Below are 13,662 nucleotides of genomic sequence, written 5' to 3'. Positions count from 1 at the left end.
CCTCTCCGCTCAGAGGCCGAACAAGCGGCGCAGATAGGGTGTGAGGAAGCGCCCTCGCGGGTCCATCCGCTCCCGCAGCGCCAGGAAATCATCCCAGCGCGGATAGAGCCGGGCCAGGTCGCGGCCCACGAGCGAATGGCACTTGCCCCAATGGGGCCGGCCGCCATGGTTGAGGCAGATCGCCTGGACGCCATCGAAATAGCGCTCGAACGGCATGCGCTCGAATTGGTGAACCGAGATATGGACGCTGTCTCGGCCATAGTTGGGGCTGAGCCACAGGTCGTCGCCGCGCACCCAGCGATATTCAAGCGGGAACATCAGCGGGAATTCGCGCCGCGCGATGAAGGCGCGGATCTCGCGGAGCGCGTCGGCGCCGCGCTCGGCCGGCATCGACCATTCCATCTCGTTGAACCGCACCTGGCGCACGGTCGAGAGCATGGAATAGCTCTCGTCGATCTGGCTGCCGCCCGAGATCAGCGCGGCGCAGAACCGGCTGATCGACGGGCAGAGCGCGGGAGCGGCACGCCCCAGACGGCAGAGCGCGCCGAACACGGCGTTCTCGAGCAGGGTCTCGGTCACGTAGCGCTGCCAGCCGACCTTGTCGGCCGGCTCGTCGGTGATCGACCAGCCCTTGGTCAGCACCGCGTCGGCATGGGGCAGCCAATAGAACTCGAACGAGCGGTGGGAACGGATGAGTTCATCGCTCCGGGCGAGACAGTCCTCGAGCGCCATCTTGCCGCGCACGAGCTTCAAGCGGAACGCGGGGACCAGATGCAGGCTGAGCTCGGTCAGGACGCCGAGCGCGCCCAAGCCGATGCGTCCGCCGGCGAAGAGTTCCGGATTCTCGTCGGGCGACGCCGTCACCTCTTCACCCTCGGCGGTCAGGAACTTGAGCGCCGCGATCTGGGTCGCGAGATTGCCGAGCGTGATGCCGGTGCCGTGGGTGCCGGTGCTGGTGGCGCCGGCGATCGACTGGACGTTGATGTCGCCCAGATTCTCCATGGCGAAGCCGGCCGCCGCGAGCGGCCCGCCGATCGCCCAGAGCCGTGTGCCGGCATGGACCCGGGCGATGCGCTTGTCGCGGTCGATGTCGATCACGCCCTGCAGCCGGTCGAGCGACAGGATAACGCCGTCGGTCGCGACCAGCGGGCTGAAGGAATGGCCGCCGCCCACGACACGGACCGAGCGGTTCTCGCGCGCGGCGTCCTTGAGGGTGCCGGCGAGCTCGGCCGCACTGCCGGGGGTCGCGACGCGCGTATCAGGGCACTCGACATATCCCGACCAGTTGCGCCACATCGCCAAGCCCCCCGGAAAGCTTCGGAATGTCAAAGTTTCGGAACGTGAGGTTTCAGAACGTCAGGTCAAAAGAAGCACTTGCCGTCGCCGCGATATGTTGCGACCCGGTCGACGACCCGGCCGTCCGCGATCAGCAGCAGCGTGTTGAACCGCTCGCACAGCTCGCCGGCTTTGGCATGGCGGAAGAACAGCGGATCGCCGATACCGAGCGAGGCGCCCGGCGGCAGCTTGACCGGCGTCTGCACCTCGCCGGCGCCCTCGTTGGCAATGAGCCGGCCGCCCTCGGGCAGCCATGGCCGGGGCAGCCGGTCGGCCCCCGCCGGTCCCGAAGCCGGGTAGCCGCCGCCCGAGCAGGTGACCATGCCGGCCCGGGGCAGGCGCGTGACCGGCAGCGCGAAGCCGGCGGCCGGCCGGCCGCGAAACGCGGCGTAATGGTCGAACAGCGTCGGCAGATAGAGGCCGGAACCGGCGGCGAGCTCGGTGACGCTCGGATCGGCGCGCGTGCTCTCGAAGCTGCCGGTGCCGCCGCCGTTGACGAAGCGCAGGCGGTGTCCGGCCGCCGCGAGGGCGGCGACCGTCGCCCGCCGGCGCTCGTTCACCTCGGCGATCGAGCGGCGCTTCAGGAACTTGATGAGGCGATTCTTCGGTCCCTGCCCTGGCACTTCGTCCATCAGGCCGGCGATCTGGCCTTCATAACCCATGAGCCCGTCGAGCCGGAGCGCCGGCCGGCGGGCGATCGCGGCCGCGAGCGCCAGCGCCGGTGCGGCGCTGTCGACCGGCGAGCGATAGACGCCGAAGCGGATGCCCGGGAAATCGGATGACATGTCGAGATCGATCGCGACCGGCATCACCACGCCGTGCGCCGCTGCGACCGTCGCGATCCGATCGAGCTGATCCTCGTGATCGACCATCAGGGTGATGTGCCGGCCAGTGGTGAGCTGCCCCGCGACGGCCGCGAGATCGGTCGGCTCGACCGAGGGATAGGCCACGACCAGATCGTCGAAGCCGAGCGAGGCGAGCCAGGCCGCCTCGGCCGGGGAATAGCACAACAGCCCCTTGAGGAACGGCCCGGCCGCGAGCAGCAGGCGGATGACCGCGACCGAGCGCACCGACTTGGTGACGAGCCTGACCGGCAGGCTGCCGGCGCGGACCCGCAAGATCTCGAGATTGGCGTGGAGCGCGTCCAGATCGACGAAGGCCGCGGGCAGCCGCTCACCCTCGAGCGCCTGGCGGTAGTAGTCATATTGAGCGGTCACGCGGCGGCTCCGCCCGGCCGATGCGCCTCCATGGTCGCGACCAGCATGAGCTTCAGCTTGGCGACGATCTGCTCGCGGAGCGGCGGCGCCACCGCGAGCGCCAGGCGTGCGGCACTGCCGGCGACCTCGGCGAACAGCAAAGCCAAGGCGAAGGCCTCGCCCGCATCGTGGAGCGGCAGCGTCATCATCATGGTCGGCGTGAGGAACTCGGCGGTGCGCCGCGTATCGGCCACATCGAGCTCGCGCAGCGTCGGCGCCGCTTGCGCACCGGCCCAGACCGCGGTCGCCGCCGGATGGTCGCGGTAATAGCTGTAATAGGCGTCGATCAGCCGATCGACCGCCTGCCTCGGCGTCGGCCGGCCGCCGGTTTCGGCCAGAAGGGCGGCGAGCTCGTCCTGCATCATCTGGCTGACCCGCTCCAGATTGCGCTTGGCGAGCTCGCGGATGATCGCGGTCTTGGACGGGAAATATTGATAGACCGAGCCGATCGGCACGTCCGCCCGCCGCGCCACTTCGCGCATCGCCAGATCCTCGGCCCCGGACTCGATGATCATCTCGAGCGCCACATCCAGGATCGTCTCGACCCGGCTCTTGCTGCGCTCCTGCCGGGGCCGGCGCCGGACTTCGGCGTCGCTCATTCTCTCGCTCCTGCTGAACCGCGTCGCTGGCGCGGGAGCCTATGAGAAGTCGGCCCCGCTCGCCACTGAAGATGAGCAATGATCTGATTCCAAACTCGCCAGATGCAAGCCCTTTGTCGTCCTCTTGCAAAAAATTAGCGATTTTTCGCAGATTTGCGCCACATTTTCCTTGCATCTCCCAATTGACATATGAGCGTTGATCATTTCACAATCTGATCAACAGTCACATTTTGGCGGAGGTGATGGTGTCGAGCCCGCATCCACATCCCGTGCCGTGCTGATGCGCCCCGCTCGCATGAGGCGGGCCGCGATACGCGACAGGACGATCCTCGTCCCGGCCGCCGGCGCGCAGCTCATCGCCACGACCGGCATGTATATCGTGCCGGTGCTGCTCGACGCGCTGCACGGCGCCGCGGGCCTGGCGGACAGTGCAGCAAGCCTGCTGGTGACGATCGAGCTCGCCGCCTCGGCGCTCACCACCCTCACCGTCTCGGCCTGGGCCCCCAGCCATTCGCTGCGGCGTGGCGCGCTGCTGGGCGGTCTCACCGCCATCGCCGGTGCAGCGCTCACGCTCGTCGCCCCCGCCCTGCCGCTACTCGCAGCGGCGCGGCTCCTCACCGGCATCGGCGGCGGCATCGTCATCGCCGAATCGGCGGCGGTGCTGGCGCGCGGCCTCGACAAGGAACGGCTGATCGCGGCGCTCACCATCATCTCGATCCTGAACGCGGCGCTGTGGCTCGCCGTGCTGCCTTACGCGATCGACCTCTTCGGCTATCGCGGCCCGTACGGCGCGCTGCTGCTGCTGGGCCTCGTCGGCACGGCGCTGCTCCGCCGTCTGCCGGCGCCGCCCGTCCGTCACAAGGCGGTGCGACGCCAGACCCGGGATGCCGACGTCGTCGCTCGGCATTGGCGCTGGCCGCTCGTCCTCGTCGCTGCGGCCATCTTCGTGACCCAGCTGGGCCAGGGCGCATTCTGGAGCTTCGAGGAGACGTTCGGCGCGCGCGCCGGCCTCGAAGACCATGCGATCGGCCTGCTGCTGTCACTCGTCACCCTGTTCCTGCTGGTCGGCGCCTTGGGCGCCGCCTGGGCGGGCGCCCGGTTCGGCCGGCTGTTGCCGATCCTGGCGCTGACCGGCGTCAACGCCGCGGCGATCCTGGTCGTGGCGACCGCCACCGCCCCGGCGCTGTTCATCGCCGCCAACCTGGTGCAGTCGGTCACCAACCTGTCGTCGGTGATCTATCAGCTGGGCCTGGCCGCGACGCTCGACCGGTCGGGCCGGCTCGTCGCCGCGTCGACCGGCCTCGTCACGCTCGGCAACGGCATCGGCCCGAGCCTCGCCGCAGCCCTCGCCGGCACGTTCGGCCCCGCCAGCATCGGCCTCAGCGTCCTCATCCTGACCGGCCTCGCCTGGGCCGGCTTCAGCCTGGCCGGCGCCGGCCGGCCGGCGACACCAACACCGGCCGCCGCCGGACCGGCATGACGACAAACCATCAAGAACAAGACCGGAGGCTTCCATGCGGGCTACGCCCCTCGACCTGATCCTCGCCCCCAGGCCCGCGGGCCGGCCCTTGCGCGCAAGTCTCGCCGCCTCAACCGCGCTTGCGGCGCTCTCCGCAGCCGCCCCGTCGCTCGCGGATCAGCAGGGCAACCAGATCGAAGAGATCACGGTGACGGCGCAGAAGCGGACGGAGAACGTCCAGGACGTGCCGATCTCGGTCAGCGCGCTCGACGGCTCGACCTTGAAAGAGCTGGGCGTGCGCTCGAGCGACGAGATCGCCCAGTTCATGTCGAACCTGCAGATCGCCATGCCGTCCGGCAAGGGCAACCAGCCGATCATCGCGATCCGCGGCATCGGCCTTAACGACTTCAATACCAACAATGCCGGGCCGAACGGCGTCTATGTCGACGAAGTCTACATGAGCTCGCCGTCGGCCCAGACGTTCCAGACGTTCGATCTCGACCGGGTCGAAGTGCTGAAAGGCCCGCAGGGCACGCTCTATGGCCGCAACACGACGGGCGGCGCCATCAACTATATCTCGGCCAAGCCGACCGACGATCCCTATGCCATGGTCCACGCGAGCTACGGCTCGTTCAACACCTGGGAGACCGACGGCGTCGTGAGCGGCCCGCTCACCGACCGGATCAAGGGCCGGCTCGCGTTCCAGCATGACCAGTCCGACGGCTACATGGAGAACCTGCTGAACGGCAAGACCGAGAACGGCGCCAACGACTATGCCGCGCGCGGCATCATCGACACCCGCCTGTCGGATGCCCTCTCGCTCGAATGGAACCTGCACATGGGCCGGGTCGACACGCGGCCGACCGAATATCGCCAGGTCGGCACGCTCGCGGCTCCGTTCACCCCATGCGCCAATGCCGCGATCCTGGCCGGGCAATGCACCGATCTCTACGGCTACAAGGCGCCGTCCGGCTTCTATCAGGGCAACTACAACCGCGACCAGAATCTGAGGGTCGACGATTACGGCTCGTCGCTGCGCGCCGACTATGCGCTCGCCAGCGTGACGCTGACCTCGATCACCGCCTTCGAATACACCAACAAGTACCATCCGGAGGATTCGGACGCCGAGCCCCTCGACCTGCTCGAGATCGACTATGGCGTGAAGTCCAAGACCTTCACCCAGGAATTCCGCGCGGCGGGCGGCGGCGAGACCTATCACTGGCTGGGCGGCGTCTATTACCTGAACGAGGACCTGAGCCAGAACCAGACGAGCCGCGCGCTCATCGACCTGGACCAGGTCTATTTCCCCGGCATCGGCAACGGCAACGCGCTGATCGGCACCGGCCTCAGCACCCAGCGCACCGCGGCCTATGCCGCCTACGGCCAGACCGACTTCCAGGTCATCGACCGCCTGAAGCTGACGCTCGGCGGGCGCTATACCTACGAGCACAAGTCATTCGACACGATCGGCCTGCTGTCGACCGAGACGAACGGCGCCTTCCCGCCGCAGACGCCGCTCTACAACGCGCATGAGAATCTGAGCAACAGCGACGCCAACTGGCGCGCTGCGCTCGACTACAAGCTCACCGACCAGGCCATGGTCTATGCCAGCGTCGCGACCGGCTTCAAGAGCGGCGGCTTCAACGGCGGCTTCCTCGACACGAACCCGGCTAACGACCTGCGCCAGCTGCAGCCGATCAAGCCCGAGACGGTTACGGCCTATGAGGTGGGATTCAAGACCGACCTGTTCGGGAAAAGGCTGCGCCTCAACGCCGCCGCCTTCTATGACGACTATTCCAACATGCAGGTGTTCAACTTGGTGCCGGCGCAGGCGGCGGGCGCGCTGCCGGTCCAGGTGCTGGACAATGCGCCGTCGGCCACGATCGAGGGCATCGAGCTCTCTGCCGAGGCGAAGCCGCTCAGCCATCTGACCACCAGCCTCAACCTCGGCTGGCTCCAGACCCAGATGGGCCATTTCATCTCAGGCCTCGGCACGAGCGATGTCGAGGATTTCACCGGCCATCGCCTGCCCTTGGCGCCCAAGTTCACGGCCGAGGGGCTCGCCGCCTATACGGTCGACATGCCGAACGACGATCTGGTCAAGGCGGAGACCACGGTCTCCTACCGCACCAAGCAGTTCTTCGACGTGCGCAACGACCCGCTCTTGACCCAGGCGGGCTATTGGCTGTTGAACGCGCGGGTTTCCTACATGACCAGCGACGGCCACTGGGAATTCGCCGCCTTCGGCAAGAACCTGACGGGCACGAAGTACCTGAACTACGCCGTCAACCTGTCGAGCCCGTTCGGCCTCCTGGAAGAGGTCGTGGGTCCGCCGCGCATGGGCGGCTTCGAGATCACTTATCGGTATTGACGCAACACCGATCCGAACGGCGGTCGCCATGGATTTCAACGGCAAGGTCGTGCTGATCGTTGGCGCCTCGTCCGGCATGGGGCGGGCCGTCGCATTGAAGCTCGCAGAGGCGGGCGCATTGCTCGTCGTTACGGCGCGACGACAGGAAAGGCTCGATGCGCTCGCAGAGGAAATCGCCAGTCAGGGCGGCTCCTGCCTGGCGCTCGCGGCCGACGCCGAAGACGCGAATGCGGCCGAAGCGGTTGTCACGCGGGCCGTCGAGCGGCATGGCCGGATCGATCTCGCCCTGCTCAACGCCGGTGGCGCGCCCGCTCTCCACATGCGCCGGATGGCCGCGCACGAGGTCACCGCCTACATGCGCTCGAACTACGACGTCACGGTGCACTACCTGTTCCCGGTCGTGCAGCAGATGATGCGGCAGGGCGGCGGGCTGGTCGCGCACACCAATTCGCTCGCGGGCTTTCTCGGCACCCCGCTGCAGGGACCCTATTCGGCCGCCAAGGGTGCGGCCCGTCTGCTGATCGATACCTGCCGGATCGAATTCGCCGGCGACGGCATCAAATTCTTGTCCCTCTATCCCGGCTTCGTCGCGACGGAGCACACGGCCGACGATGGGATGCCGGCGCCGCTCGAGATATCCGAAGCGCGCGCGGTCGAGCATATTCTCTACGCGCTACGCCGGGAACGGTCGGACTACATGTTTCCCTGGACGATGCGTTGGCTGGTCCGGCTCGGCCTCGTCCTGCCAAAGGGGCTGACGACCTGGCTATTGCGCCGGGAAATGCTCCGCACGGCAACTCCCTGAAGGTTCGGGCTGGCTTATCCGGAATTGCCGAAGCGGCGTCGAGCTATTTCAATATAAGACTTGTCGGATCCTTGCCCCGCTGATCGTCCTTTGGTCGATGTGGAACGAGAGGAAGCTGCCATGTCCTATGTCGATGGTTTCGTGGTTCCGGTGCCCAAGCAGAATATCGAGGCCTACAAGGCGATGTCGCGGAGAGCCAGCGAGGTCTGGATGGAGCACGGGGCGCTCGCCTTCGTTGAGTGCATCGGCGATGATGTCCCTTATGGCCAACTCACCTCCTTCCCGCGGGCGGTCCAGGCAACGGAGGACGAGGTCGTGGTCTTCTCCTGGATCACCTACCGGTCCCGCGCCGAGCGCGACGCGATCAACGCCAAGGTCATGGCCGATCCGCGCCTCAAGGACATGCAGACCGACATGCCGTTCGACGGCAAGCGGATGATCTACGGCGGTTTCGAGACTTTCCTCGAGCGGTAGGCGATCAGTAAGCCCAATCAGTACGCCCAATCAGTAGGCGGGGGGCGCGGTGAAGGCGTAGAGCTTGTCGTTGCCGGTACCGAGGAGGCGGCGATAGCCGGAGCCCCAGTAGACCATGCCGCCGGCGATCGACGGGCCGCAGATCACCGAGCCGCCGCTCGCGAACTTCCAGAGGATGTTGCCGCCGGCGGCGCCGATCGCCACCATGTCGCCCGACATGGAGCCGGCATAGACGACGCCGTTCGCGACGCTGAGCGCGCCCAGCGCGCCGGCATCGAGCGCGGGATTGAACGGATTCTTGCCGGTCGCCGGGATCTGCCAGAGGATCCGCCCGGTGGCCGCGTCGAGTGCCGCCCAGGATCCGGCACGCCATTCGACCGTGCCGGCCGGCAACAGGGCATAGGGTGTCGCGTTGCTGTCGTTGATCGCCGCATAGACCCTGGCACCGTCGCTCGCGGTGCCCCACATGATGCCGCCGGCGCCGCCGCCCGGCCCGACCTGGGTCGCCCAGAGCGTCTTGCCGGTATCGGGATCGAGCGCCCAATAGATGCCGCTCTTCTGCCCCGCACCGACGAGGTCGACCAGTTGCCCGCCGATCGTCGTCGTGAAGAGATTGGCGCCCGCGCCGAAATCGAAATCGGGCCCACGCGGGTTCGGGCAGGGAATGCCCCTGGGCGGGCTCGCGATGCAGGAATTGACGTAGGTGTCGGCGCCGATCATGCGCCGGCTCCATTTGACCTGGCCGGTGAAGAGGTCGAGCGCCACGATCGAATCGATATAGTCGTCGGGGGCCAGGCATGCGCTCTGCTGCTCGGGCGTCTTGGCCGCCTGCAGGCACGTCGTGACCGGCGCCGGCACCGTGTAGTTGTTGCCGGTCGTGGCATAGAGCGCGCCGCGCTTGACGTCGATCGCGAAGGTGCTGCTCCAGACCGCACCGCCGGTATAGCCCTCAGGGACGGTGCGGAAGCTCCAGACCACGCGCCCGGTCGCCACGTCGAGTGCGGCGATCGTGCCGCGGAAGGAGGGGACATAGCCCGTCCGCTGCTGGGCCAGCCCCTCCTCCTGCGAGGAAATGCCGACGTAGACTAGGTTGCCGAGCACGGTCGGCGAAGCGGTGACGAGCGCCGCCCGCAATGGCTCGACCAGGGTCCGCCAGACGAGCTGGCCGGTCGCCTTGTCGATCGCCAATATCGTGCCGGACGCCTCGTCGCCGACGATGATCGTGCGCTGGGCGATGGCAGGGCTGCTGCGGCTCAGCGAGTGCGTGTTGCCGGTATAGTCCGACAGCTTCCGTTCCCAGACGACGGTGCCCGTCGTGGCGTCGAGCCTGTAGAGCATGCCGCCCCAGTCGGGCACGTAGAGTGCCGCACCCTCGACGGTCGGCGTTGCGGAGACATCGCCCGCCGTCGTGAATACCCATTTCGGGGCGAGGCTTCCCGCGTTGCTTGGCCCGATCTGCCAGACCGTGGCGGAGCCGTGGGTATCCGCGAGATTGCCCCCGGCAGCGCGCCATTCGCCGTCGCCGGCGAGCCACGCCTGTGCCATCCCTGCAACTGGCGCCGCGACGGCGACCAAAGCCAGAAGTGCCACGATCGGACGATACAGGGCCATCTTCCGCTCCATCTAGAGCTGCGGCGCAACACTACCTCAGCGCGCGCAGTACAGCTTAGAGCATAAATGGGACAGCCCCGTGTCATCATGCGGCGGACCCGCGGCCCGTTCGGCGCACGCCGCGCCTCAAACCTCCTCGAAGACCGGTTCCGACCGCAATGCCGCCGCGGGCATGCCGATGTGGGCGCCCTGGGTGAAATCGATGCCCAGTTGCCGCACCTTCTCCTGGATCGCCGGGGAATGCACGAACTCGGCGACCGTCTGCATGTTTAGATCCCGGGCGAATTGCACGATGCCGCGCGTCACGATCCAGGCGTTCGCATCATTGTCTAGGTTGCGGATGAGGCTGCCGTCGATCTTGATCAGATCGGCGTTCAGCCGAAGGATATGTTCGAAATTCGAGTATCCGGCCCCGAAATCGTCGATGGCGATGGTGCAACCGAGCTGCTTCACGTCGTCGATGAACGCGCGGATCGCCGCGTAGTTCTGCACGCCCTCCGATTCCAGGATCTCGAACGTCACGCGATGGGCCAGGCTCGACCGCTTGAGCCGGCTCTTGATGAACTCGACCGTCTCCGCATCCGTCAGGTCTTCATAGGACACGTTCAGCGACAGGCCGTAGTCCTGCCCTTCGAACCGGGCGATGCTCTTGTCCACCATGATCCGCGTGAGCTCGCGATAGAGCCTGAGCTTCTTGGCGATCTGCAGGAATTCACCCGGCGGCACCGCCTGGCCGTTTTCGTCGAGCATGCGCACCAGGCACTCGAACTTCTCGATCCGGCCCGTGCGATTGTTCAGGATCGGCTGAAAGAACGGCACGATCCGATCTTCCTGCAGTGCCACCTTGAGGCGCTTCGCCCAAGTCAGGTTCAGCATGTAGCGTTCCCGGATCTTCATCTCGGAATCGTACTGCAGGTAATTTCTCTTGTGCGTGCGGGCCTGCTTGAGCGCGATGTTCGCCGAGGACAGCAGATTTTCGGCCGTGATGGCGGCCGGGTGCGCCTCGGGATCGATCACGGCTGCGCCCTGGGTCACGTTCAAGGTGACGGGCTGCCCTTCCCAGAGAATTTCCCGGGCAGCGATGAAGGCGCCGAGATCGCCCATCAGGCTGCGCACCGCCTGCGGCTCCAGCTCTTCCGGGATCAGCAGCGCGAACTCGTCGCCCGGCAATCGGTAGAGACCGGCCTCGACCTTGCCTCTCGTCATGTCGAGATCCGCGAAATCCCGCAGATAGCCGGCAACCGCCCGCAGGATCTCGTCGCCACAGGCGTGACCGTAGAAGTCGTTGATTTCCTTGAACGCGTCGACATTGACCACGATCAGGCTCGCTTGCCGCCGTCCTTCGAGGTCGCGCAGCAGCCGGGCTCGGCTGCCGAGGCCCGTCAACGGATCGAGGTACAGCGTCTCGAGCAGACCCATGATCTTGTTGACGCAATAGAGAATGATGCCGGACAGGATGACCAGCACCAGGGTGGTGCCGATTTCGATCTCGAGATTGCTTTGGCGCATCGGCTCCAGGACCGAATCGATTTCGTCCTGCGGCACGCCGATGCCGAAGATCATCCCGGCCCGGTTCTTCGAAAAGAAGACGGTATAGTCGCGCCCATCCGCCTGCATCTTCCTGGTCTCGAACGCCGGACGCAGTTCCCCGCCGGCGTGCTCGCTCAACGACAGGGCGGGGCTCGCGAAGCCGTCGAACGACAATTGGGCCAGCACAGCCTGGGTCGTGGGCGAATCGGCCGTGCGTGACAGGTTGGTGAGCTTGTGACTGCGGCCGTCGATCAGGAAGGCGAAGCTGCCCGGCGTCACGTCGACGTTGCTGACCAGCTCGATCAGGTCCTTGGCCTTGAGGTCCGAGGTCGCGAGCCCGACGATCTGCCCCGCCCCGTTGCGGATATAAGTGACCACACTCACCACGGCGGCCGGCGACAGCGCGTGGTTATAGACCGGCGTCCAATAGAAATCCTCCGGCCGCGGCTTGCCTCTGTCCCAGCCGGCGGGCAGCGCCGCCAGGTACCATTCCTGATGGGTGTAGTCGTAAGTCTTGTCGGCCCCGACATCCTTTACGGCAACGGACGACTTGTTCTGCCAATAGGCGTAGCTGCTCGGGGCTTCGGCATCGGAGCGGCCATCTGCCGGCCGACCATCCATTGGTCGATCGAACCAGATCCCGCCGCCGAGCGCCTCCGGGAAATCCCGTGCCTCCTTCCCGACCGCGGCCCGGATTTCAGCCCCGGCCTCAGGGCGCACGTCCTTGCCGACCGCAGCACCCAGCCGCGCCAGCGCGGCCGCGTTCTTCTCCATCAGCTTGAAGCGGGCGTCGATCCGGTCGAGGTTGGCATAGAACGTGTCCTTGATCTGGCGCAGGCGCAGTGCCGACATGGCGGACTGGGAATAGCGCAGGTCGAGGCTGGACATCACGCCGGTGCCGACGATGAACAGCCCGACCAGCACCAGCAGGATCAGCATGATGAGCGTCTTTTCGGAGCGCATCACCGGCCGTCGCCCCGCCACTGCGGCACCGGCCCTCACGATGCCCAACCGGCGCCGGAACGTCAGCAGCGCTCGCATCATCGCTTGTCTTCCATCGTTCGCCGGATCTGGTGCTGGGCCTGGTCGATCTGCTCGGATGTCAGCCGGGCTGCGGCCACATCGCGCGGCGCCGCCGCCGCCGCGTCGCCATTGAGGGCCGCCAGGCTGAACCACACATAGGCCTGGTAATCATCGGCCGGGATGCCCCGACCGCCCATGTAGAGTTCGCCCAGTTCCCGCTGGGCTTGGGCGAGGCCCTGGCCGGCGGCCTTGGTCAACCAGATCCGGGCCTGCTCCGCATCCGGCGCCACACCCGTGCCGGTCGCATAGATCTCGCCCAACGACAATTCCGCGCGGGCGAAGCCCTGGTCGGCCGCGAGCGCGTACCAGGCTCGCGCTTGGGCGTCGTCGCGCGCCGTCCCCTCGCCACGGGCAACCATCGAACCCGCGGCATATTGCGCTTCCGCAACGCCCTCTTGACCGGCCTTCTGGAAATAGCGCAGCGCCTCGGCATCGTCCCTGGCCGTGCCGGCGCCGCGATGCAGCAGATCGCCCAGTTGGTATTCGCCGTCGGGCAGGTTCTGAGCCGCGGCCCGCCGCGCCCAGACGAGCGCATCCGGATATTTCCGCAAGGCGCGGAAGCTCACGGCCATGCCGTCCTCAGCCTTGGCGTCGCCGAGTTCCGCCGGCTTGGCGCAGGCGTCGAGCGCCTCCTGATAATTCTCGATTCTGACAAGCAGATAGCAATTGTCGAGCAGTTGCCCGGCGATGGCGCCAGACGGCGCAATCGCAGCGGCGGGGCCCGGCGCATCCGCCGGAGGGGGTGCGGATTCCGGCGCCGGTGCGGCGGCGGCCGGCGTGTTGCGGACGGCCTTCGCGACCTGGCGCTGGAAAACCTCGACGACCGCGGGACAGGAGTGCCGATAGGCCGTCCTGAGGCGCGCCGCGTTCGCCGGCGTCTTCTCGCGGCCATCATAGAGCTTCGCGACGGCGGCGCAGCGCTTGTCCCGCTCCGTACGGACTTCAGCCACGGCGGAGGCTCGGCCGGCATCGTCGGCATATTGGTCGAGATAGGCGGTCAGCGGGTCGATGTTGTCTTGCGCGAGCAGTCCCTTGACCTCGCCGCTGTGATCTTCTTGAGCGGGCGCGACCGGTTGGGACGGAGTAGCACAGGCACCAAGCAGACTAACGAACGCAAAACAAACGGCCAATCGACGCAT

The 13,662-nt window shown here is 66.9% G+C and carries 10 protein-coding genes; 4 read left to right on the top strand and 6 right to left on the bottom strand.

What is annotated here, in order from left to right:
- Positions 1-9: 9 nt before the first annotated feature.
- The 3 genes from IEY58_RS31550 to IEY58_RS31540 form a co-directional block, all read right to left on the bottom strand.
- On the bottom strand, positions 10-1,296 hold the full coding sequence (locus IEY58_RS31550) for a D-arabinono-1,4-lactone oxidase (RefSeq protein ID WP_189052165.1): 1,287 nt from the start codon (positions 1,294-1,296) through the stop codon (positions 10-12).
- 65 nt (positions 1,297-1,361) lie between these two features.
- Complete coding sequence (locus IEY58_RS31545) at positions 1,362-2,552, bottom strand: amino acid deaminase/aldolase (RefSeq protein ID WP_189052164.1); 1,191 nt, start codon at positions 2,550-2,552, stop codon at positions 1,362-1,364.
- The gene (locus IEY58_RS31540; protein ID WP_189052163.1) at positions 2,549-3,190 is read right to left on the bottom strand and encodes a TetR/AcrR family transcriptional regulator; all 642 of its coding nucleotides are present in this window, start codon (positions 3,188-3,190) and stop codon (positions 2,549-2,551) included. The genes IEY58_RS31545 and IEY58_RS31540 overlap by 4 nt, the downstream gene beginning before the upstream one ends.
- A 295-nt stretch (positions 3,191-3,485) precedes the next feature.
- On the opposite strand from IEY58_RS31540, the gene IEY58_RS31535 reads away from it, so the two are divergent.
- From IEY58_RS31535 to IEY58_RS31520, 4 genes are all read left to right on the top strand, one after another.
- Positions 3,486-4,670 carry an MFS transporter gene (locus tag IEY58_RS31535; RefSeq protein WP_189052162.1) on the top strand — a complete coding sequence of 395 codons (1,185 nt, stop codon included), beginning with the start codon at positions 3,486-3,488 and terminating at the stop codon, positions 4,668-4,670.
- 34 nt (positions 4,671-4,704) lie between these two features.
- Positions 4,705-7,020, top strand: a complete 2,316-nt coding sequence (locus IEY58_RS31530) for a TonB-dependent receptor (protein WP_189052161.1) — start codon at positions 4,705-4,707, stop codon at positions 7,018-7,020.
- 28 nt (positions 7,021-7,048) lie between these two features.
- Positions 7,049-7,825: an SDR family NAD(P)-dependent oxidoreductase gene (locus tag IEY58_RS31525; protein WP_189052160.1), complete on the top strand. Its 777-nt coding sequence runs from the start codon at positions 7,049-7,051 to the stop codon at positions 7,823-7,825.
- A 120-nt stretch (positions 7,826-7,945) separates the two neighbouring features.
- The gene (locus IEY58_RS31520) at positions 7,946-8,299 is read left to right on the top strand and encodes a DUF1428 domain-containing protein (RefSeq protein ID WP_189052159.1); all 354 of its coding nucleotides are present in this window, start codon (positions 7,946-7,948) and stop codon (positions 8,297-8,299) included.
- 30 nt (positions 8,300-8,329) lie between these two features.
- Here IEY58_RS31520 and IEY58_RS31515 read toward each other — a convergent pair whose 3' ends face one another.
- From IEY58_RS31515 to IEY58_RS31505, 3 genes are all read right to left on the bottom strand, one after another.
- A complete protein-coding gene (locus IEY58_RS31515) occupies positions 8,330-9,910 on the bottom strand; it encodes an outer membrane protein assembly factor BamB family protein (protein WP_229744106.1) in 1,581 nt (526 codons plus the stop codon).
- Between the two features lie 126 nt (positions 9,911-10,036).
- Positions 10,037-12,484: an EAL domain-containing protein gene (locus IEY58_RS31510; RefSeq protein WP_189052157.1), complete on the bottom strand. Its 2,448-nt coding sequence runs from the start codon at positions 12,482-12,484 to the stop codon at positions 10,037-10,039.
- Positions 12,481-13,662 (bottom strand): tetratricopeptide repeat protein, encoded by a 1,182-nt coding sequence (locus IEY58_RS31505; RefSeq protein ID WP_189052156.1) that lies wholly within the window; start codon positions 13,660-13,662, stop codon positions 12,481-12,483. The genes IEY58_RS31510 and IEY58_RS31505 overlap by 4 nt, the downstream gene beginning before the upstream one ends.

The organism is Aliidongia dinghuensis, from assembly GCF_014643535.1.
In the GTDB taxonomy this organism is placed as follows: Bacteria; Pseudomonadota; Alphaproteobacteria; order ATCC43930; family CGMCC-115725; genus Aliidongia; species Aliidongia dinghuensis.
The sequence above is the reverse complement of the archived record's forward strand: the minus strand, read 5'-3'. Positions and strand labels throughout refer to the sequence as shown.

What these genes read in the sequence shown, in the direction of transcription:
- IEY58_RS31550 (WP_189052165.1), bottom strand. Translation starts at nt 1,296, where the DNA reads ATGTGGCGCAACTGGTCGGGATATGTCGAGTGCCCTGATACGCGCGTC.
- IEY58_RS31540 (WP_189052163.1), bottom strand. Translation starts at nt 3,190, where the DNA reads ATGAGCGACGCCGAAGTCCGGCGCCGGCCCCGGCAGGAGCGCAGCAAG.
- IEY58_RS31535 (WP_189052162.1), top strand. Translation starts at nt 3,486, where the DNA reads ATGAGGCGGGCCGCGATACGCGACAGGACGATCCTCGTCCCGGCCGCC.
- IEY58_RS31530 (WP_189052161.1), top strand. Translation starts at nt 4,705, where the DNA reads ATGCGGGCTACGCCCCTCGACCTGATCCTCGCCCCCAGGCCCGCGGGC.
- IEY58_RS31525 (WP_189052160.1), top strand. Translation starts at nt 7,049, where the DNA reads ATGGATTTCAACGGCAAGGTCGTGCTGATCGTTGGCGCCTCGTCCGGC.
- IEY58_RS31520 (WP_189052159.1), top strand. Translation starts at nt 7,946, where the DNA reads ATGTCCTATGTCGATGGTTTCGTGGTTCCGGTGCCCAAGCAGAATATC.
- IEY58_RS31515 (WP_229744106.1), bottom strand. Translation starts at nt 9,910, where the DNA reads ATGGCCCTGTATCGTCCGATCGTGGCACTTCTGGCTTTGGTCGCCGTC.
- IEY58_RS31510 (WP_189052157.1), bottom strand. Translation starts at nt 12,484, where the DNA reads ATGATGCGAGCGCTGCTGACGTTCCGGCGCCGGTTGGGCATCGTGAGG.
- IEY58_RS31505 (WP_189052156.1), bottom strand. Translation starts at nt 13,662, where the DNA reads ATGCGTCGATTGGCCGTTTGTTTTGCGTTCGTTAGTCTGCTTGGTGCC.